Genomic DNA, 20,189 nt, shown 5'->3' with positions numbered 1-20,189 from the left:
AATATGCCAATTGAAACGATTACCATGCCTCAATTGGGAGAGAGCGTAACGGAAGGAACCATTAGTCAATGGTTAGTTGAAAGTGGTGACCAAGTGAGTAAGTACGCGCCCTTAGTTGAGGTGATGACAGATAAAGTGAACGCTGAAGTTCCATCAACATTTGAAGGTAAAGTGACCAAGCAATTAGTTGAGCCTGGTGAAACAGTTGCTGTTGGTTCACCTTTATGTGAGATTGAAACGGATAAATCAACAATGAAGTCAGCTCCTGAAAAAAGTGAGCCTGTTCAAGAAGAACTCGCTTCAACAGAATCAATGGCTGATCGCTATTCACCTGCTGTTATGCGTTTAGCCAATGAACATCAAGTGGACTTAAAACAAGTTAAAGGCACAGGACTAGGTGGTCGAATTACAAGAAAAGATATAAAACAATACATTAATAAGCCTAAAAATGAACCAATACCTGAACAAACAAGTGTACCAACGAAAGAAGAACGATCGAAAGAAGCACCACAACAGGTAGAGGCGCCAAATCCAATCTTAAATAACCAAGATCTTGAAATTCCAGTCACTGGTATTAGAAAATCGATTGCGAATAACATGGTCAGAGCAACGACGGAGATTCCTCATGCTTGGATGATGATCGAAGTCGATGTAACAAACCTTGTGAAGTATCGTGATGATGAAAAAGACTTGTTTAGAGAACGAGAAGGGTATAACTTATCTTATTTTGCATTCTTTTTGAATGCTGTTGCAAAAGCATTGAAAAAATTCCCTGAATTAAATAGTTCATGGGCAGGCGATAAAATCATTCAACATAAGGATATTAATTTATCGATAGCAGTTGGAAATGAAACAGAGTTATTCGTTCCGGTTATTCAAAATGTAGATGAAAAGAGCATAAAAGGTATTGCAAAAGAAGTGCATACTCTTGCTCAAAAGGCAAAGCACGGCACGTTAACTCAAAAGGACATGGAAGGTGGCACATTTACGGTCAATAATACAGGGACATTTGGTTCGGTTCAGTCTATGGGTGTCATCAACTATCCGCAAGCAGCTATTCTTCAAGTTGAATCGATTGTGAAAAAGCCCGTTATTATTGATGATATGATTGCGCAACGCGACATGGTTAATTTATGTTTATCTTTAGATCATCGTATATTAGATGGTGTTATATGTGGTCGCTTCATGTCTCACGTTAAGGATATATTAGAGAACATTTCAGGTGATACCACCCCGATTTATTAAGATAACTTCTCATACTGGAAACAACCTAACAATAAGGTTGTTTCTTTTTTTATGAAAAAAATGACAAATTTGTGACATCGTTAAACAATTATAGTTTAAATCCGATAATACTAAAGCTGTGATTAGTATCACAAAAGATATAGAAAAAGAGGATGATCAACATGAAGAACTTGCGTGGGGGTATTAGAAGAAAACTTATTGTAACATTTGGTCTTGTTGGTTTACTGCCAATTATAGTTATTGGCTTACTAGCTTTTCAAGTATCATCAAATGCATTAGAGGATGAAACAGGGGAAAAGGTTGAAGAGAACGCACAACTACATATGGAAAAGATCGATCGATTTATGTATGAACGTATTCGTGATTTAAATGTGTTGTCACAATTAGATTTTGTACAAAATGCACTAACGGATGAACTGTCGATCACGAATGATTTAGATTCAGCCATTCAAACACATAATTATTTTGAATCGTTGACAGTGTTAGACTCAGATGGTGAATTAAGAGGTCAATCGTCAAATCAACCCGGCACAAATTATGAGCCGTCGTCAAGTTGGTTTCAAGACAGTATTCAAGGAGAGGTAACGTTATCTGACATACAGTATGATGATGCTTTAGACGAGTTTGTCATGATGTTTTACGTACCGATTGAACAAGGTGAATCCATCAATGGAATTATAGAGGCATCTTTAAATATGACGCATATATGGGATGATATTAATTCGATAATGACCGACTCAAGCACAGTCGAATTAGTTGATCAGACGGGTGAGAAGATTGCAGATACGGTGTCTCAAGCGACAGTTAATGAATCTGAAGAAACTGTAAGTGATCAATTAGATCCACAGTCAAATATTTACCAAATTGTTAATCAGCTTGAGCAAGATCAATCAGGCGTGACACGAGCACAATCGAGTGCGGATGTGGATTCAATTATTGGGTATGCACGGAGTGGTGGTTATAGCGACTATTCAGGTAATGATTGGGTCTTACTCGTTAATGAAGACCGAGACGAAGTGTTGTCATCCGTAGTGAATTTAAGAACGATTATTTTAGGTGTTGCCCTTCTAACGATGTTAATTGTTAGTGTAACTGGTTATTTAGTTTCTCGTCGAATTACAAAACCTTTAATGCAACTACAACAATCGGCACAACTTGTGTCAAGTGGTGACCTAACAATTGATATACCGATTAGGGGTTCAGGTGAAGTGAAGCAACTTTCACTTGCAATTCAACAGATGGTACAAGACTTAAAATCAGCAATGAAAAAGACGAATGACACAGCGGGCGACTTATCACATCAAAGTGGAGACTTAAAAAACTCAAGTGAAGATTTACAAGAGGGAATTATTCAAACATCTGAAACCCTACAAGAACTCGCACAAGGCGCAGAGAAACAAGCGTCATCAGCTGCAGACGTTGTAAACGCATCACAAACACTTGATTTAGAAATACAAGCATTGCGTAATGATTCACAAGCTTTAACCGATGTGTCAACATCAGTGAATGATTTATCAAGTCAAGGTTATGAACAAATGGTGCAATCATTAAATCAAATGCGCCATGTTAATGAACAAGTGCATACATCTGTTGAGAAATTGAACGGATTAGAAGCTCGAACGGAAGATGTGGTGCGTTTGACAGATGTGATTAATCAAATTACAGAACAGACCAATCTATTAGCACTAAATGCTGCGATTGAATCGAAGCGTGCTGGTGAAGCAGGTCAAGGATTTACTGTGGTAGCAAATGAAATTAGGAAGTTAGCAGAGCAAGTCAGTCGATCAGCTGTTGATATATCTAATGTGATTCAGTCAATGAAAAGCGAAACACGCACGCTTGCTGATTCATTAAATCAGACTGCAACGCAATCAGAAAAAGGGGTCAATGAAATTGAAAGATCAAATGACTATTTTGATCAAATTAAATCAACCATTCAAAAAATGGATGAGACAATCACTCATGTTAGAAAAACTGTCAATACGATTGATGAGAGTAGTCAACATATGCATAAAGAAATCCAGCAAATTGCGTCTATTTCTGAGGAAAGTTCAGCAAGTATTGAGGAAACAGCAGCCTATTCACAACAACAACGTGACACGATTGAACAATTAAGTGAACAGTCAGTTGCATTAGATCAATTGGCAGAAACGCTTAAATCTTCAGTTAATACCTTTAAACTATAAACACTTAGCCAGTTCATTTGAGCTGGCTCTGTTTTGTGTTTTAAAGCCATATCACTTATACTATAAGGATTGAAATACATAGATGATTTATTAGAAAAAGGGTGAAGAGGTTATGAAAATCGGTTATCGAACGATAAAAACAGCCGTTGCGGCACCACTCGCTGTTTGGATTGCGGAGATTTTACAATTAAGTAGTCCGGGTTCTGCTGCTATTATTGCCGTGCTTTGTGTTCAACCGACACAGAAACGCTCGTTTACAACAGCTTGGCACCGGACAGCAGCAGGTTTATTATCGATCATTTTTGCGTATGTTATATTTGAAGGCATTGGTTATCACCCGTTAACAGTGGGGCTTTTATTAATCACATTTATCCCTGTGACGGATGCGCTGAAAATTACACCAGGTATTATTACAAGTTTAGTTATATTATTTCACTTTTATGCCGCTCAAGAAGTTAGTATCCCATTAATCATTAACGAAATCTTAATCATGGCTGTCGGTATTATTTTAGCTTTAATTCTTAACCTCTATATGCCTAGCCTTGATAAAGATCTTTTAGCGATTAAAAAAGATATTGAGTCCAATTACCAAGCATTTTTCCGTGATATGTCGTTATTTTTAAGAGGGCATACGTATCATTTAGATGAGAAAAATTTGAATCGGTCGAAAGTAGATTTTGAGAAGGCCACTGCGTTAGTTCAAAGAGAGAGCGAGAATATATTGAGCCGCACGTCTGATCACGAGGGTCAAACAAGTTATTTTTCAATGAGGGAAGTTCAGTTTCATTCATTGGAACGTATGAAAGTGATTATTCATGGATTGCGCGTGAGTGTGGAACAAGCTAAAAAAATTGCCGAACTATTTGATGATTTAGCCGATGCTATTTATCCAGAAAATAATGTGAGCTATCAACTTGATCGAGTGAATGAATTACGGAGCTATTTTGAGGATGATGATTTACCAGAGACGAGAAAAGAATTTGAAATTCGGGCGAAACTATTTCAATTATTAAATGAAGTAGAACATTATTTAACGATCAAGAATAAGACGTTAACAGAAAAAGACAATTAATGGTGTTTTGACATAAAAATAAGAGAGTAACCTCACGCGTTACTCTCTTACAATACGTATGCTAATCCAGTTGTAAACACAGATCCAACCATTGCGGCGATCATTAAATAAACAATGATTTTATTGCGACGTTGACGTTTTGATGGTTTACGGGTTTGAGTTTGATTGTTTTGTTTTGCCTTAGCCATAAAGAGACCTCCTTTAATACGGATCTAATCACATACTATTTTAGCTTGAATTGAGTTTGTTGACAAGTCTTAACGTTGAAGTAAATGTTTCTTTAGATTAAAATGAAGGAAGAAATGAGGGGTAACATGTTAAATAAAAGCAGATTATTAGATACTTTTTTAGAACTTGTTCAGATTGATTCAGAAACGAAAGAAGAGCGCCATATTGCTGATGTGTTAATTGAAAAGTTAACGAAGTTGGGATTAGAAGTCATTGAAGATAACTCACAATCAGAAACAGGTCACGGGGCTGGGAACTTAATTTGCACATTGCGTGGCAATAAAGAGACAAAGCCAATTTATTTCACTTCTCATATGGATACGGTCGTTCCTGGAAAATCAATTAAGCCAATTGTAGATGGTGATATTATTACATCAGACGGATCAACAATACTAGGTGCAGATGATAAAGCTGGACTAGCTGTCATGTTAGAAGTGATTCAAATTATTAAGGAAAATGAATTAAGTCATGGCGATATTCAGTTTGTCATTACAGTCGGAGAAGAGTCAGGCTTAGTTGGAGCAAGAGCAATTGATGAGAGCTTACTAAATGCTGAATTAGGTTTTGCACTGGATAGTGATGGTTCGGTTGGTCAGATGACAATCGCTGCGCCGACACAGGTGAAGCTATTTGCTACGATTCATGGAAAAACAGCTCATGCAGGCGTAGCACCAGAAAAAGGGGTATCAGCTATTACCGTTGCTTCAAAAGCCATTGCCAAAATGCCGTTAGGTCGAATTGATTCAGAGACTACTGCTAATATCGGTCGATTTGAAGGTGGACAAAAAACAAATATCGTCTGTGATTATGTAGAGGTATTAGCTGAGGCCAGGTCTTTAGATAAAGACAAAGTAAAAAATCAAGTCGATAAAATGAAACATGCGTTTGAACAAGCAGCAGAAGAAAATGGTGCTACAGTAGAGTTTGATATTAAACAAATGTATCCTGGCTATAAGTTAGATGAATCAGATGAAGTTGTTCAATTGGCTAAAAAAGCTGCAAACGCAATTGGTATTAAAAGTGAACTTAAACAAAGTGGTGGTGGAAGTGATGCAAATATCATCTCAAGTTTAGGGATTCCAACCGTTAATTTAGCAGTTGGCTATGAAGAGATCCATACGACGAATGAACGCCTATCAATAAATGAGTTAAATAAATTAGCAGAATTTGTTCTCAAGATTATTCAGTCAGTATAAAAAGATGTGAATGAAGTGTTCGATAAATCATAAGCCATAAAGGAAGCGATCAAATGTCTAATTTTTATCCTAAAAATGGACGTGTTATTTTTCATGTAGACATGAATAGTTTTTATGCATCTGTTGAAGCGGCTTATAATCCAGACCTAAAGGGAAAGCCTCTCGCTATTGCGGGTAATCCGGAAGAACGAAAAGGGATTATCGTGACAAGCAGCTATGAAGCAAGAGCCAAAGGTGTAAAGACAACCATGCCTTTGTGGGAAGCGAGACGTCTGTGTAAAGATTTAATTGTGATGCGTCCGAATTTTGATCGTTATAGACAAGCATCTAAAGAAATTTTTAAATTAATGTCAGAGGTGACATCACTTGTTCAACCCGTATCAATCGATGAAGGCTATATGGATATTACCCATTGTGAGTCTTTAGGAACTCCTATAGAAATTGCCAAACAATTGCAAAGAAAAATCAAAGAGACACTTGATCTACCTTGTAGTATTGGTATTGCACCCAATAAATTCCTTGCTAAAATGGCTTCTGATATGCAAAAACCGATGGGCATGACGGTTCTGAGAAAAAGGGACTTGCCCACTAAATTATGGCCTTTGCCAATTGAAGAAATGTACGGTGTAGGAGAAAAAACGAAAGAGAAATTGCATACGATTCAAGTATTTACAATTGGTGACTTAATTGAAGCGGATCGTTACCAATTAAAACGCCTCTTAGGCATCAACGGTGAACGTTTGAAAGAACGGGCTCAAGGGATTGACGAGAGCCCTGTTAATCCGGATGCGATTTATGATTTTAAAAGTATCGGGAATTCTGAAACATTAAAAGAAGATACGATTGATGAAACAAAATTGTATATGCTAATCCGTAAGTTATCACGAAAAGTTTCAGACCGTTTAAACCGAAAAGAAGTCGCGGGACAAACGATTCAACTAACGATTCGTTATAATAATCGAAAAACCATTACACGTAGCATTACAAGTTCTGAATACTTAATGAGCGAATCAGAAATTTACAAAAAAGCGACTGACTTATTTGAACATCATTGGAATGGTGAGCCTGTTCGGCTTTTAGGTGTGACAGCTCAAGGATTGGTTGAACGATCCGACATTATTGAGCAGCTCAATTTATTTCGTTATCAAGAACAAATTCAAGATGAAGCATTATATGAAACGATTCATGACTTAACAGAGAAATATGGGAAAAATCCGTTCAAATCATTTCAACCTAAGGAAGATCATCAAGAACCGAGTACAAGCTTTCAAAAAGATTTTTTAGATGATTATAAAAATTAATATAAAAGGACATTTCTAACTAAGGGGAAATGTCTTTTTATATGTTATACATCCAATTAAGTTATACAAATACTATACTAAAGTTATACAAATGTTATACATAAATAGACTCACCAATTGGGAGATCATAACCTTTTTTATCTACCTATTCGCTTATTTTATGAAAATTCATGCATAAAAAAGTTTAGAATTCAAAATACTTAGGTATATAAAAGGCGTAGACACAACACAAGGTGTTTTTCTACAAAAACAATATAAGAGGAGATGGAAAAATGAAGAAGGTTAAAGTGTTAGCTACATTGATAGTAAGTGTTTTAGTAATGTCACTTGTCGGATCGCCCGTTTTTGCACATGAACATGAGGAAGCCAGAGTCAGAGTATTACATGCGTCTCCAGACGCACCAAGTGTTGATGTTTATGTGAATGGAGAATTGACGGTAGAAGATATAGCGTTTCAAGATATAACAGACTATTTAGAATTAGAAGCGGGTAGTTATGATATTGCTATTCACGCTGCGGGTGATGATGAGGCAGTATATGAGCAATCATTAGATGTGGAAGCAGGTACGTATTACACAGTTGCTGCTGTTGATTTATTAGAAGGTGGCGATTTTAGACTAGAAGCTTTAGTTGATGATACAACAGTAGAAGAAGGCCAATTAAAATTACGTGTTGGTCATTTATCGCCAGGTGCACCGGCTGTAGATGTCGGTTTAATTGATGGTGATAGCCTAGTTGAAGGCGCTGAATTCTTTGCTGTAACAGATTATTTAGAGTTAGACCCTGCTACGTATGATTTAGAAATTCGCGCAGCAGGAACAACAGATCAAGTTTTAGATTTATCTGATACAACATTAGAAGAGAACATGATCTACTCTGTATATGCTGTAGGTGCAGATGCAGATGAACTTGACATTGTATTAGTTGCAGATGAGGCTTATGAAATGCCAGAAGAATTACCTGAAACAGGTGCTGGTTCAGCAGCTGAATCCAATACACTTCCACTAATGATCGGATCAGCTTCACTTGCGGGCCTTGTTTTATTCGTTAAAACAAGAAAACATGCAACTGAAAGATAAAATGATTACATTAAGTTTAAGTATAGTGATGGTCATAAGTTTTGGGTTTTATTTTCTAGGTGCTCACGTAGACAATATAGGTGCAGAGACACTTTCAGGTGACTTACTGAGCCAAAGATCAACGTATCAGCCTACCTATAAATCAAGTCGTTTATTCCCTGACGCCGGCAGTGTTACGCCGCGACGTGTAGACATCACGCCCGTGGGCTCATCAACACAAGGGATTGTTCCTGATCGAATTTCGATTCCATCTATAGATGTTGATACATCCATTGAAGATGTGGGCATTCTACCTGATGGTAAAATGGGCGTTCCGGATGATGGTGACCAAGTTGGTTGGTTTAATCGTGGCCCAAAACCAGGTGCGGCGGGTCAAGCTGTAATGGCTGGTCATGTTGATGATCAAAATGGACCAGCGATATTTTATCATCTTGATGAGTTAGAAAAAGGAGATGTTGTAAAGGTTCATAACGACCAGGGGGATGAGCGTATATTTCGTGTGACGCATAAAAAAGTCTATCCATATGACGAAAAAAATATTGAAGAGGTGTTTGGCCCCACCTCTCAATCAAACTTAAACTTAATTACTTGTACAGGTGAATTCGATCGACAAGCAGGAACACACCGAGAAAGACTTGTCGTTTTCACAGAAGAAATGACTCAATAAACAACGAAAGGCATTGTAATTAACTACAATGCCTTTCGTTGTTTAACGTTTAAATATCAATTTCTAATAAGTCTTCTGCAATCGTTGTTGATTTAAAAATGGCTTGGGCTTCATCATTTAATAGATCGATACCTGTTTTATCATATCGTGCTGATAAATGTGTAAGAATAAGTTGCTTAACGCGACTTTCTTTTGCTAGTTGAGCCGCTTCAATCGTTGTTGAATGATAAAATCGATTAGCCAATTCTTTATCCTCATGCTTAAACGTCGCTTCATGAATAAGAAGGTCACTATTTGAAACGAAGTCCTTAAATTGGTAAGGATTTCTTGTATCTCCCATCACACTTATACGTCGTCCTTTAATCGGCGGGCCTAAATAATCATCTCGATTTACAACCTCACCATTATCTAGTTTAGTTGTTGGTTGTTCTTTAATAACTTTATAAATAGGGCCTGGTGGAATCCCGTCATTTTTTAATTGATTAACGTTTAGTTTACCTAATCGATCATGTTCAGTTAACCGATAGCCGAATGAATCAATACCATGCTCTAACTTCTTCACCTTAAGATTAAATCCCTCTAGTTGTTCGGCGTACCCATCGGTGACTTCAATAAAAGATAAACGATAAGAAAGATTCGTTGAACTAAGCCTTAAACTATTCTCGACAAAAGATCGGATGCCTATAGGTCCGTAAATTTTAACTGGCGTTGTGCCATCTTGGAATGATCGGCTGCTCAACAAACCAGGCAAACCAAAAATGTGATCTCCATGCATGTGTGTGATGAATATTTTAGTAATTTTTCTTGGCTTTATTGATGTGTGCAAAATTTGGTGTTGTGTTGCTTCACCACAGTCAAACAACCACGTCTCACCAATTTCTTGACTCAAGTCTAAAGCAATACTTGAGACATTACGATATTTTGAGGGAAGACCAGCACCCGTTCCTAAAAATGTAACATTCAAAACAATCACCAACCTCGTTTATAAGGTTCTGGTAAGGCAATATCTACATTAAGTGATCGGGCAGCATGTAATGCCCAATATGGATCTCTTAACAAGACGCGTCCTAAAAAGACAAGATCTGCACGCTCGTTGTGAATGATTTCTTCAGCTTGTTGGGGTTGGGTGATTAAACCAACAGTACCTGTTTTAATTTGTGCTTGATGTTTAATCGTTTCGGCGTGTTTAACTTGATAGCCTGGAAAAACATCAATTGCTGCTTGAATAACACCACCTGTACTCACATCAATCAAGTCAACACCTTGTTGTTTCATTTGATTCGCAAAGTAAATAAAATCATCTAACTGGTTGCCATCTTGATGATACTCATCAGCTGAAATACGAACAAATAAAGGACCGTCAAAAACGCTTTTCACTTCATCAATAATCTCTTTTAATAATCGATACCGATTGTCCCTCGAACCACCATACTCATCCTCTCGCTGGTTGGTTAAGGGTGAGAGGAATTGATTGACTAAATAGCCATGTGCACCATGAATTTCAATGATGTCAAATCCTGCATTTATAGATCGAATCGCAGATTGTTTAAATGCATGAATCGTTTCCTCTATATCATGAAGGGTCATCTCTTTTGCGTGATGCGCTTTATCATCTAATTTTTCAGTCGGCGTCATGGCCGGTTCGTTCGTTTTTGCTTTTTTACCCGCATGACCTAGTTGGATCGCACTTAATGCACCATGAGCATGAATCCGCTGATTTAATTGTTGCAAGCCTCCAATGTGGTCATCAGACCAGATCCCTAAATCCTTAGTGGATATTCGACCTTCCGGCTGTACAGCTGTTGCTTCGATCATGATGGTTCCGATCTGTCCGATAGCCCTTGATTCATAATGGGTCAAATGAAATGGCGTCACCATTCCGTCTTCTTCTAATGATTGATACGTACACATCGGTGACATGACAAGCTTATTTTTAGCGACGAGTTGTTTAAATTGAATAGGTTGAAATAATTCATTGTTCATGTTCATACTCCTCTCTTAATTGAAGTGCAAGTGGCACATTGTCTGTCATTATAATATCACAATTTAACTTATAACATTGATTGATCTTTTTAGAGTCATTAACGGTAAAAACACCTATGTAATGCTCTTTTTGAATGGTTTTAACTACTGAAGGGGTTAGTGCACGAAATTTCAGATGAACCCCATCAACCTTATATTCTTTAACCCGTTTGTGAACAGATTGAGAATAATGATTCGTTAGTAAAGCTGTCTTTATGAATGGATTTAACTGCTTAACAGTCACTAAAGAGTGTGCGTTAAAACTTGAAATGGTTGTTCGGTTTTCTAGATTGAATGACTTGAGTTTTTCAATTACAATCTTTTCAATCTCTGGATAATTAAATTTGGCTGTTTTTAGCTCTAAGTGGATGGTTAATGGTTTGTCATGAATCCAACTTAAGAACTGATCCAAGGTCAATAATCTTTGATCTGTGTACTCTGGATCATACCATGAACCGATGTCTAAAGTTTTTAATTCATTATAGGTAAAGTCTTTTATATAGCCGGTTGATTGTGTGACACGATCAACCGTTGGATCGTGAATCAGCACTGGGATACGGTCTTTTGTTAAATGAACGTCGGTTTCAATACCATGAGCACCATAAGAGTATGCTAACTCAAACGCAGTCAATGTATTTTCAGGCCGATCGGCGCTTGCGCCTCGATGGGCGATTACAGATGTTTGCATAAGCCAACCCCCAATTAAATTTGCAGTATGAAGTAAATCGTAGCATAATATGAAGTAAATATATAGATGGTGAGGGAGATTATGACTAAACTTTCAAACAAAACGATTGTTATAACAGGCGCAACAAGTGGTATAGGTTTATCGCTCACTAAACAATTAGCAAATGATTCTGTTCATTTAATATTAATCAGTCGCTCAGAAGACAAATTGAAACAATTAAAACATTCAATTGATGGAGACAATAAAGCAAGTTGCTCGATTTATCAAGCGGATTTAACAGATGTAAATCAAGCAAGTAACGTGATGAAACAAGTCATGACAGATCATGAGACAATTGATGCATTAGTTAATAATGCAGGTGTTGGTTATTTTGAGTTAGCGCATAAAACGCCGACTGAGAAAACGGAGCAAATGTTTCAATTGAATGTGCTCTCTTTAATTGAAATAACGAAAGAAATCATTCCTTTATTTTTAAAGCATAAAAAAGGACATGTTGTAAATATCGCTTCATTCTCCGGAAAAATTGCAACACCGAAAGCGTCGACGTATAGCGCAACGAAGCATGCCGTTTTAGGGTATACGGATGCATTAAGGTTAGAGCTCAATTTAAAAGAACTCTATGTAACGGCTGTGAACTTAGGTCCTGTAAGAACAGCCTTTTTTAACCAAGCAGATCCAACTGGAAGCTATCAAAGAGCAGTTGAGAAATTCATGTTAGACCCAGATATCGTGAGTAAAAAAATAAAAAAAGCTTTATTTACGAATAAGCGAGAAATTAATTTGCCATTTTGGATGTCAGTCGGGGCTAAATTACATGACTTATTTCCAAGAACAATTGAACGCCTGATGGGACCTTCATTCAATAAAAAATAATAGATGACGAAAAGGATGACAAAAATGGATCAATTAGAAGAAAAGACAATAAATACAAAACATATTTATAAAGGCGCCATTATCGATGTGACTGTAGATGATGTCCAGCTGCCTAACGGAGAACAGTCAAAACGTGAATTGGTAAAACATCCAGGAGCGGTTGCTGTGATCGCGCTAACAGATGACAATAAGTTATTAATGGTTAAACAGTATCGTAAACCGATGGAAAGTTCATCAATTGAAATCCCAGCTGGTAAGTTAGAAGAAGGGGAAGAACCGATTTTGACGGCAAGACGCGAATTAGAAGAAGAAACAGGTTATACAACTGATCAGCTTCATTACATAACGTCATTTTACAGTTCGCCTGGTTTTAGTGATGAGTATTTACATTTGTATTGGACTGATCAAGTAACTAAGCTTGAAATAAGACCTGATTTAGATGAAGATGAATTTGTAGAATTATACGAAGCAGATATTGCTCAAATCGATGAATGGATTAAGAAAAAAGAAATACAAGACTTAAAGACACTTTTTGCTGTGCAATATTTAAAGTTAAATAAATAAAAATCGGATAAAAAAATAGGTCTATCTCATTTTCAAATCTCATATAATCGTTTATGTGAGCGCGATGAAAGGCTGGAGGTGGCTTATATCAATAATATCTTAGATTCATTTTTAGCTAGACATATACAATGTCACTATTTGCACTATGTGTTTATCTTTGTTTTGTTTGTGATGGGATTGATTTTTGGTGCGCTTTTAGTCGTCTTTATGCATTTCACTCAATCTCAAGAACTTTTATTTTTTATCGAACAGTATTTTGATAGAATCATTGAACATCCATCATTACTTAGCGATTTAAATTTTACGAACTACTTTTACGAGCATCTTATTTATTTATTGATTTTGTACGGCGTAGGTCTTTCAATTATTGGCATGCCCCTTATTTTTCTGTTTATTTTCTCAAAAGGATTATTTATGGGGTTTACCATTGGCTTTTTTGTTCATCACTATGGGTTCAGTGGCTTGGCTTGTTCAGTATTACTTTTATTGCCCAAAAACATTGTATTCATACCCCTTTATTTGATTGCGAGCACATTAGCTATGATTTGTTCAATCTATCTCATTAAACGAATGACAGATAGAAGATTCCACAAGTTTACAATCAAGCCTTTTTTAAGATACAGCTTAGCATTTGTGTTTTTTTTATGTATTGCTGGAATTGTCTCTATGATTGAGTCATCGGTTAACCATTTGTTAGTTGAACAGGCTATACAGTTTATTAATTTAGAATAATTATAAGATTACGATTTAGTTTCTTTTTCAGATTATAATAATTTTAATTGACACGTTTTCACTCTCTGATTATAATTGAGAATGTGAGGGAGGTTTCCGTTATGGAACATCGTATCGAACGTATCAAAAAACACTTACATGCTCAAAGTTACAAGTTAACACCACAACGTGAAGCTACCGTTCGTGTCTTACTTGAAAGAGAAGAAGATCACTTAAGTGCAGAAGACGTGTATTTACTCGTCAAAGAAAAAGCGCCAGAAATCGGATTGGCAACTGTCTATCGAACATTAGAATTACTGACTGAATTAAGCATTGTTGATAAAATAAATTTTGGAGATGGCGTTTCGCGTTATGACTTAAGAAAAGAAGGGGCAACACATTTTCATCACCATCTCGTTTGTATGCAATGTGGAACAGTGGAAGAAATTATAGAAGACCTTCTAGAAGATGTGGAACATAGGGTAGAGAATGAATGGGGTTTTTTAGTCAAAGATCATCGGTTAACATTCCATGGTGTTTGTCGAGATTGTCAGAATAAAAACTAATATAAGTGGTTATAAATAAAAGCATCTCGCTTTATATTTATAACCATTTTTTATTGAGGATGAGTGATGATGAAAGGGTCGATCTTGGATTATATAAAGTTTTTGTTAGTCTTTTTAATAAGCTTCATCATCTTTTCTTATGGTACACTATTGTATATAGATGAATATGATCAGCCACTAGAAGAGATACGCCCATTTACAATAGTAGAATGGGTCACGAAATGATAGCGAGTAGGAGAATGTGGGATGGAGCTAGAAGTAAAGGATTTTATACATTATTTAAAGATTGAAAGAGGTCTGGCTGATAATTCAGTCATGGCTTATAAGCGTGACATCAATAAATATATACACTTTTTACAGAAACAATTATCCGTAACAGCTGTTAATCAAATTGATCGAGACAAAATTTTAAAATTTATGTATGATTTAAATGATCAAGGTGCTAAAACGGCAACGGTTTCTAGAACATTATCTTCGATTCGTCTATTTCATCAATTTCTATTAAAAGATCGTATCCTTGATTATGACCCTAGCCTGCATATCGAAACACCTAAAAAGTCTTATCAATTACCTAAAGTGCTAAATTCAGAAGAAGTTGATCGACTTTTGTCGATTCAACCATCTGACCCACTTGCATCTAGAAATAAAGCAATGATTGAGCTCATGTACGGAACAGGACTTAGGGTTTCTGAATTAGTACAGCTGAATATACACGATTTACATCTTTTAATGGGATTTGTACGCTGTTTAGGAAAAGGGAACAAAGAACGAATGATCCCTTTAGGAGATATAGCTCAAGAAGCATTGACAGTTTATATTGAAGAAGCCAGAAACCAACTAGTGAAGAAGACAAATACGGATGCATTATTTGTCAATCAACATGGTAGACCGCTAACAAGGCAAGGTTTTTGGAAGATTTTAAAGAAAATAGCACATGAAAAAGGTATCAAAAAAAATTTAACACCACATATGTTAAGACATTCGTTCGCTACACATCTACTTGAGAATGGAGCGGATTTAAGATCTGTACAGGAAATGCTCGGACATGTCGATATATCGACTACACAAATCTATACACACATTACAAATAAGCGATTAAAAACAATATATAAAGACTATCATCCGCGTGCTTAAAGCTTGAAGATAAAATCTTCAAGCTTTTTTTAATAGTAGTATAAAGATAAGCCCTTCAGGCTAGAATGCGTATATACCATTTTAAGGGGGATTTATATGCGTTATTTAACGATGTTAATTTGTTGTTTAATTTTTTTGGTGTCTTGGCCACAAAATCTATCGGCCTCTATCGATCGTCCATCACTTTCCCATGATACGCGGAGTGTTGTCTTAATGGAATACGAATCTGGTCGCATTTTATATGCAGATAATGAAGAGGCATCATATTCACCTGCCAGTATGACAAAAATGATGACACTTCTATTGATCGCAGAGGCGATAGAGACTAACCAATTGAGTTTAACAGATCAAGTTACAGTCACTGATCATGCTGCTTCAATGGGCGGGACTCAAATCTTTTTAGAAGAGAATGAGCAAATGACGGTTCAAGACTTACTAAAAGCAATTGCGATCGCGTCTGCAAATGATGCTACCGTAGCTTTAGCTGAGCACATTTTTGGTAATGAAACCAATGCTGTAGAAGCTATGAATGAGAAGGCTAAAGACCTAGAGCTAACAGATACACAGTTTCAAAATACGACAGGTTTACCAGCAGACGATCATTATGCCTCCGCGCAAGACATAGCTAAGATTGCAAATGAGTTGTTAAATTATGAGTGGATTACAGACTATACGTCAATCTATGAAGACTACTTAAGGGAAGATACGGATGATGCTTTTTGGTTAGTCAATACGAATAAACTCGTTAAGCATGATTCTACCATTGATGGATTGAAAACTGGTTATACAGCTGATGCGAAATACTGTTTAACAGCTAGTGCCATTCGAGAGGATATGCGTTTAATAGCTGTTGTCATGGGGGCTGACAGTGTAAAAGAAAGAAATAAAACCATTCAAGAATTATTTGATTACGGTTACGCAAAGTTTGATCGTCACGTATTAGTCAAAAAAGATGAGGTGCTCACAACAGCAGATGTATTTCAAAGTGAGAAGTCGCATTATGAACTAGTAGGTGAGCGTGACTTAGCGATTATTTTACCTAAAAATGAAGCGTTAGAGAACGTTCAATATAATATTTATATAGATGATCATTTAAAGGCTCCTATTAATCAAGAGCAAGTGGTAGGAACTGTAGAAGTATTAATTGATAAAGAGGTGTATGCATCTGTTAATTTACGTTCAACTATACCCATAAAAAAAGCTAACTGGACAGAGTCATTGTTTGATGTTGTAAGGCGTTTTAATTCTTTATGAAACGTGACAGATACAGTCGAAAACGTACTAGTTTTGCTGAGTAGCAGGTTATAGGTAATGAAGAGGCGAATACATGAAAACATCAATAAAATGTATGAAGAAAAGAGGGAGACGATTCAATGTTGACTTATCAATTTACAATGCAAGGTAATGTGTTGATCATTCGTTTATCAGGAGAACTCGATCATCATAGCGCCAAAGAGTTAAAAGCAAAATGGCAACAAGAACAAAGAGACCAAAATCCAGATCACATTCTTTTAAATTTAGAAGGGCTAACATTTATGGATAGCTCGGGCTTAGGCGTTATTTTAGGGAGATATAGAGAATTTAAACAACCGAATCATGAAATGGTTGTTTGTCAATTATCACCACTTGTTAGACGTTTATTTGATTTGTCAGGGCTATATAAAATTATGCAAATCGAAAAAGATGAAAATTTAGCATTAGTTTACTTGGGGGTGGCATCGTAATGAACCATATGCATCTGTCCTTTAAAAGTATAAGTGAAAATGAATCGTTTGCTCGATTTGTTGTATCTGCTTTTATTGCGCCACTTGATCCTACCTTAGATGAGGTGAATGAAATAAAGACAGTTGTTTCAGAAGCTGTTACGAATGCCATTATTCATGGATATGAACAATCGGATCAATTTGATATTTACTTATCTTGTGAACTGAATGGAGATAGATTACGAATTGTGATCGAAGATTTTGGTGTAGGGATTAAAGATCTTGATCTAGCTAAAGAAGTCCTGTATACATCTAAGCCGGAAATGGAGCGGTCAGGAATGGGTTTTACGATTATGGAGAATTTAATGGATCGTTTGCAAGTTGAATCGGCATACGGGGAAGGAACAAAAGTCACTTTAGAGAAGACACTACACACGTCACGCTCATATTGTCAGTGAGGTGGTCCTTGATGCAAATAAATCAAGTTAAAAAAAAGCCACCTTTATCAGATACCGAAGTGAAGCAATTAATTAAAGAGAGTCAAGCTGGCAGTAAGGAAGCTAAAGATCTATTAACTGAACGTAATGTGCGCCTCGTTTGGTCTGTTGTTCAACGATTTATAAATAGGGGCTATGATCAAGAAGATCTGTTTCAAATTGGTTGTATTGGATTGTTGAAATCAATCGATAAATTTGATTTATCATATGATGTGAAGTTTTCAACTTATGCTGTTCCGATGATTATTGGTGAGATTCAGCGCTACATCCGTGATGATGGTGCGATAAAAGTCAGTCGCTCGCTTAAAGAATTAAACCATAAAGTCAGAAAAGAAAAGGAGGCACTCTCCAAATCTTTAGGTCGATCGCCAACACTTTCAGAAATTGCGTGTTCTTTGGATTTAACTGTTGAACAAATTATCTATGCTGAAGAATCTGTTCGACAGCCGCAATCCATTCACGAGACTGTTTATGAAAATGATGGAGACCCAATCTGTTTACTAGATCAATTAAAGGATAATGATGATGATTGGTTTAATCATTTACTTGTAAAGGAAGTCATGGAACATTTAAAACCTCGAGAACAGCTCATCGTCTATCTACGATATTTTCAAGATCAGACGCAGTCCGAAGTCGCTAAACGATTAGGTATATCCCAAGTTCAAGTATCAAGGTTGGAAAAGAAAATACTGCTTGACTTAAAGGGACAATTATCGAATGAAGCATAAGATGGAACAAAACGAATGGGCAATGGTGAGCGCCTGTTCGTTTTGTTTGTTAAAACAGAAGTCAATCATTTACATACGTATATTATTGCATTTTTTACCTCATACTGATTAACAGCTATGAATAAAGGATGTGCTGAAGTGACGTCATACAATAAACAACCTGTTTTTAGAAATTTAGACAGCGTTAAGCGCTTTATGGAAGAAGAAGTCGGTGTTGGAAAGTCGTTCGATGCTGAATATAGAGAATTAATTATCCACGATACACGTGTGCATATGTATTACGTCAACGGATTATGTGAAACACAAGTCATTGTTGAAGTTTTAGAATTATTAATTCAAACGGATGAACTTGAACGATCCGATATACCTATTGAAGACTTGATTCGAAATCGAATTGCGCATCAACAATTTGAAGAGTCAACAGATTTAGATAAAATCGTCACTGATATGTTATCTGGTCTCATGGCCATTTTTATTGAAGGTTATGACAAAGTGATGATTATTGATGTGCGTAGTTATCCAGGTAGAGGACCAGAAGAACCTGATACAGAGCGTGTTGTTAGAGGTTCAAGAGATGGATATACAGAAAATATTATTGAAAATACAGCCCTGACAAGACGACGCATAAGAGACCATAGACTAAGGAATGAAATGATACAAGTTGGGAATCGTTCAAAAACAGATCTTTGTATTACGTACATTAAAGATTTAGCAGATCCAAAACTTTTACAATTAGTGAAAGACAAGTTGGAAGCCATTGATATTGAAGGATTATCTATGACAGATAAGACAATTGAAGAATTTATCGTCCACCAAGGATTTAACCCATTTCCACTTGTCCGTTATACGGAACGACCTGATGTAGCGAGTGATCATTTATTTGAAGGTCATATCATCCTGATGATTGATACATCACCTAGTATGGTGATCATTCCCATTTCTTATTTTCATCACCTTCAACATGCTGAGGAATATAGACAAGCACCAGCTATTGGTAGTTTTGTTCGTTTAGTGAGATTTATTGGTATTTTTGTTTCTCTATTTTTATTGCCATTTTGGTATTTGCTTGCAACAAATGATCAATTTTTACCTGATATGCTTCACTTTATTGGGCCTGAGGATGAAGGGAATGTCCCTTTGCTGGTCCAAATAGTACTTGCTGATTTAGGTGTGGAGTTTTTACGGATGGCTGCTATTCACACGCCAAATCCACTCTCTACAGCGATGGGGTTAATTGCTGCTGTATTAATCGGTGAAATTGCAATAGAAGTCGGGCTATTCACACCAGAAGTCATTCTTTATGTTTCATTATGTGCCATTGGAACTTATGCTACCCCAAGTTATGAACTTAGTGTAGCGAATAAAATGTCGCGTTTGTTTTTCATGTTATCAACTGCCCTATTTGGACTGCCAGGTTTAGTGATCTCAGCGACCATTTATTTTATTGGACTGATCAATACGCACGCTTTAAGGGTGCCATATTTTTGGCCGTTGATTCCATTTAATTTCAAGGCGCTTTTACAAATCTTAATACGCTATAAGATGCCCTCTGAACAAACACGTCCTAGTATTACGTCTCCTAAACAACGCAATCGATAAATCATATAATAGTTGATTAGGCATAGTAGTTGTGGTAAATTAATGCTATTCTATGACAGTCATTCATTTTCTACGATCATATATGTACTGAATTACTATATATGAATTAGGATTGAATTCAGGTTGATGT

Annotated in this window: 21 protein-coding genes; 17 read left to right on the top strand and 4 right to left on the bottom strand. The window is 36.4% G+C overall.

Features of this window, described 5'->3' with window-relative positions; translation table 11 throughout:
- The first annotated feature begins 3 nt into the window (after positions 1-3).
- From BLR62_RS04535 to BLR62_RS04525, 3 genes are all read left to right on the top strand, one after another.
- Positions 4-1,245: a dihydrolipoamide acetyltransferase family protein gene (locus BLR62_RS04535; protein WP_090793746.1), complete on the top strand. Its 1,242-nt coding sequence runs from the start codon at positions 4-6 to the stop codon at positions 1,243-1,245.
- 161 nt (positions 1,246-1,406) lie between these two features.
- Entirely contained in the window at positions 1,407-3,431 is a 2,025-nt protein-coding gene (locus BLR62_RS04530; protein WP_176759210.1) for a methyl-accepting chemotaxis protein, read from the top strand.
- Positions 3,432-3,543: 112 nt separating this feature from the next.
- On the top strand, positions 3,544-4,503 hold the full coding sequence (locus tag BLR62_RS04525; protein WP_090793741.1) for an aromatic acid exporter family protein: 960 nt from the start codon (positions 3,544-3,546) through the stop codon (positions 4,501-4,503).
- A gap of 47 nt (positions 4,504-4,550) precedes the next feature.
- Here BLR62_RS04525 and prli42 read toward each other — a convergent pair whose 3' ends face one another.
- Entirely contained in the window at positions 4,551-4,691 is a 141-nt protein-coding gene (prli42, locus tag BLR62_RS04520) for a stressosome-associated protein Prli42 (protein ID WP_090793739.1), read from the bottom strand.
- A 126-nt stretch (positions 4,692-4,817) separates the two neighbouring features.
- Here prli42 and BLR62_RS04515 point away from each other — a divergent pair, with 126 nt between their 5' ends.
- From BLR62_RS04515 to BLR62_RS04500, 4 genes are all read left to right on the top strand, one after another.
- The gene (locus BLR62_RS04515) at positions 4,818-5,927 is read left to right on the top strand and encodes a M20/M25/M40 family metallo-hydrolase (RefSeq protein WP_090793736.1); all 1,110 of its coding nucleotides are present in this window, start codon (positions 4,818-4,820) and stop codon (positions 5,925-5,927) included.
- Between the two features lie 53 nt (positions 5,928-5,980).
- Positions 5,981-7,228, top strand: a complete 1,248-nt coding sequence (locus tag BLR62_RS04510; protein ID WP_090793733.1) for a DNA polymerase IV — start codon at positions 5,981-5,983, stop codon at positions 7,226-7,228.
- Between the two features lie 272 nt (positions 7,229-7,500).
- A complete protein-coding gene (locus BLR62_RS04505; protein WP_090793731.1) occupies positions 7,501-8,307 on the top strand; it encodes a DUF4397 domain-containing protein in 807 nt (268 codons plus the stop codon).
- Complete coding sequence (locus BLR62_RS04500; RefSeq protein WP_090793728.1) at positions 8,291-8,974, top strand: class F sortase; 684 nt, start codon at positions 8,291-8,293, stop codon at positions 8,972-8,974. The genes BLR62_RS04505 and BLR62_RS04500 overlap by 17 nt, the downstream gene beginning before the upstream one ends.
- Positions 8,975-9,023: 49 nt before the next feature.
- Here the strand turns inward: BLR62_RS04500 and rnz are convergent, their stop codons facing one another.
- From rnz to BLR62_RS04485, 3 genes are read right to left on the bottom strand one after another with little or no spacing between them, the layout of a single operon-like run.
- Entirely contained in the window at positions 9,024-9,938 is a 915-nt protein-coding gene (gene rnz, locus BLR62_RS04495; protein WP_090793801.1) for a ribonuclease Z, read from the bottom strand.
- 5 nt (positions 9,939-9,943) lie between these two features.
- Positions 9,944-10,957 (bottom strand): NADPH dehydrogenase NamA, encoded by a 1,014-nt coding sequence (namA, locus tag BLR62_RS04490; RefSeq protein ID WP_090793726.1) that lies wholly within the window; start codon positions 10,955-10,957, stop codon positions 9,944-9,946.
- Positions 10,947-11,684 carry a glycerophosphodiester phosphodiesterase family protein gene (locus BLR62_RS04485; RefSeq protein WP_090793723.1) on the bottom strand — a complete coding sequence of 246 codons (738 nt, stop codon included), beginning with the start codon at positions 11,682-11,684 and terminating at the stop codon, positions 10,947-10,949. The genes namA and BLR62_RS04485 overlap by 11 nt, the downstream gene beginning before the upstream one ends.
- An 81-nt stretch (positions 11,685-11,765) precedes the next feature.
- Between BLR62_RS04485 and BLR62_RS04480 the strand changes: the two genes are divergently transcribed.
- The 10 genes from BLR62_RS04480 to BLR62_RS04435 all read left to right on the top strand — a co-directional run bounded on the left by BLR62_RS04480 (position 11,766) and on the right by BLR62_RS04435 (position 20,059).
- Entirely contained in the window at positions 11,766-12,557 is a 792-nt protein-coding gene (locus tag BLR62_RS04480; RefSeq protein WP_176759209.1) for an SDR family NAD(P)-dependent oxidoreductase, read from the top strand.
- Between the two features lie 24 nt (positions 12,558-12,581).
- Entirely contained in the window at positions 12,582-13,121 is a 540-nt protein-coding gene (locus BLR62_RS04475) for an NUDIX hydrolase (RefSeq protein WP_090793719.1), read from the top strand.
- Positions 13,122-13,199: 78 nt separating this feature from the next.
- On the top strand, positions 13,200-13,853 hold the full coding sequence (spoIIM, locus tag BLR62_RS04470; RefSeq protein WP_176759208.1) for a stage II sporulation protein M: 654 nt from the start codon (positions 13,200-13,202) through the stop codon (positions 13,851-13,853).
- A 101-nt stretch (positions 13,854-13,954) separates the two neighbouring features.
- Positions 13,955-14,398 carry a ferric iron uptake transcriptional regulator gene (gene fur / locus BLR62_RS04465; RefSeq protein WP_090793715.1) on the top strand — a complete coding sequence of 148 codons (444 nt, stop codon included), beginning with the start codon at positions 13,955-13,957 and terminating at the stop codon, positions 14,396-14,398.
- A 246-nt stretch (positions 14,399-14,644) separates the two neighbouring features.
- Positions 14,645-15,532, top strand: coding sequence for a site-specific tyrosine recombinase XerD (xerD, locus tag BLR62_RS04460; RefSeq protein ID WP_090793712.1), 888 nt, complete (start codon positions 14,645-14,647; stop codon positions 15,530-15,532).
- A 96-nt stretch (positions 15,533-15,628) separates the two neighbouring features.
- The gene (locus BLR62_RS04455) at positions 15,629-16,786 is read left to right on the top strand and encodes a D-alanyl-D-alanine carboxypeptidase family protein (protein ID WP_090793710.1); all 1,158 of its coding nucleotides are present in this window, start codon (positions 15,629-15,631) and stop codon (positions 16,784-16,786) included.
- 119 nt (positions 16,787-16,905) lie between these two features.
- Positions 16,906-17,256 carry an anti-sigma F factor antagonist gene (gene spoIIAA, locus BLR62_RS04450; protein WP_090793708.1) on the top strand — a complete coding sequence of 117 codons (351 nt, stop codon included), beginning with the start codon at positions 16,906-16,908 and terminating at the stop codon, positions 17,254-17,256.
- The gene (gene spoIIAB, locus BLR62_RS04445) at positions 17,256-17,693 is read left to right on the top strand and encodes an anti-sigma F factor (protein WP_090793705.1); all 438 of its coding nucleotides are present in this window, start codon (positions 17,256-17,258) and stop codon (positions 17,691-17,693) included. The genes spoIIAA and spoIIAB overlap by 1 nt, the downstream gene beginning before the upstream one ends.
- A gap of 11 nt (positions 17,694-17,704) precedes the next feature.
- Entirely contained in the window at positions 17,705-18,460 is a 756-nt protein-coding gene (gene sigF / locus BLR62_RS04440; RefSeq protein ID WP_090793703.1) for an RNA polymerase sporulation sigma factor SigF, read from the top strand.
- A 138-nt stretch (positions 18,461-18,598) separates the two neighbouring features.
- The gene (locus tag BLR62_RS04435) at positions 18,599-20,059 is read left to right on the top strand and encodes a spore germination protein (protein ID WP_425438857.1); all 1,461 of its coding nucleotides are present in this window, start codon (positions 18,599-18,601) and stop codon (positions 20,057-20,059) included.
- Positions 20,060-20,189 lie beyond the last annotated feature (130 nt).

The sequence above is a fragment of the Pelagirhabdus alkalitolerans genome (genome assembly GCF_900096905.1).
Classification (GTDB): domain Bacteria; phylum Bacillota; class Bacilli; order Bacillales; family Amphibacillaceae; genus Pelagirhabdus; species Pelagirhabdus alkalitolerans.
The sequence above is the reverse complement of the archived record's forward strand: the minus strand, read 5'-3'. Positions and strand labels throughout refer to the sequence as shown.

What these genes read in the sequence shown, in the direction of transcription:
- BLR62_RS04480 (WP_176759209.1), top strand. Translation starts at nt 11,766, where the DNA reads ATGACTAAACTTTCAAACAAAACGATTGTTATAACAGGCGCAACAAGT.
- sigF (WP_090793703.1), top strand. Translation starts at nt 17,705, where the DNA reads ATGCAAATAAATCAAGTTAAAAAAAAGCCACCTTTATCAGATACCGAA.
- prli42 (WP_090793739.1), bottom strand. Translation starts at nt 4,691, where the DNA reads ATGGCTAAGGCAAAACAAAACAATCAAACTCAAACCCGTAAACCATCA.
- fur (WP_090793715.1), top strand. Translation starts at nt 13,955, where the DNA reads ATGGAACATCGTATCGAACGTATCAAAAAACACTTACATGCTCAAAGT.
- BLR62_RS04535 (WP_090793746.1), top strand. Translation starts at nt 4, where the DNA reads ATGCCAATTGAAACGATTACCATGCCTCAATTGGGAGAGAGCGTAACG.
- BLR62_RS04510 (WP_090793733.1), top strand. Translation starts at nt 5,981, where the DNA reads ATGTCTAATTTTTATCCTAAAAATGGACGTGTTATTTTTCATGTAGAC.
- BLR62_RS04455 (WP_090793710.1), top strand. Translation starts at nt 15,629, where the DNA reads ATGCGTTATTTAACGATGTTAATTTGTTGTTTAATTTTTTTGGTGTCT.
- spoIIAB (WP_090793705.1), top strand. Translation starts at nt 17,256, where the DNA reads ATGAACCATATGCATCTGTCCTTTAAAAGTATAAGTGAAAATGAATCG.
- BLR62_RS04515 (WP_090793736.1), top strand. Translation starts at nt 4,818, where the DNA reads ATGTTAAATAAAAGCAGATTATTAGATACTTTTTTAGAACTTGTTCAG.
- BLR62_RS04505 (WP_090793731.1), top strand. Translation starts at nt 7,501, where the DNA reads ATGAAGAAGGTTAAAGTGTTAGCTACATTGATAGTAAGTGTTTTAGTA.
- BLR62_RS04475 (WP_090793719.1), top strand. Translation starts at nt 12,582, where the DNA reads ATGGATCAATTAGAAGAAAAGACAATAAATACAAAACATATTTATAAA.
- BLR62_RS04485 (WP_090793723.1), bottom strand. Translation starts at nt 11,684, where the DNA reads ATGCAAACATCTGTAATCGCCCATCGAGGCGCAAGCGCCGATCGGCCT.
- namA (WP_090793726.1), bottom strand. Translation starts at nt 10,957, where the DNA reads ATGAACAATGAATTATTTCAACCTATTCAATTTAAACAACTCGTCGCT.
- spoIIAA (WP_090793708.1), top strand. Translation starts at nt 16,906, where the DNA reads ATGTTGACTTATCAATTTACAATGCAAGGTAATGTGTTGATCATTCGT.
- BLR62_RS04530 (WP_176759210.1), top strand. Translation starts at nt 1,407, where the DNA reads ATGAAGAACTTGCGTGGGGGTATTAGAAGAAAACTTATTGTAACATTT.
- BLR62_RS04525 (WP_090793741.1), top strand. Translation starts at nt 3,544, where the DNA reads ATGAAAATCGGTTATCGAACGATAAAAACAGCCGTTGCGGCACCACTC.
- BLR62_RS04500 (WP_090793728.1), top strand. Translation starts at nt 8,291, where the DNA reads ATGCAACTGAAAGATAAAATGATTACATTAAGTTTAAGTATAGTGATG.
- xerD (WP_090793712.1), top strand. Translation starts at nt 14,645, where the DNA reads ATGGAGCTAGAAGTAAAGGATTTTATACATTATTTAAAGATTGAAAGA.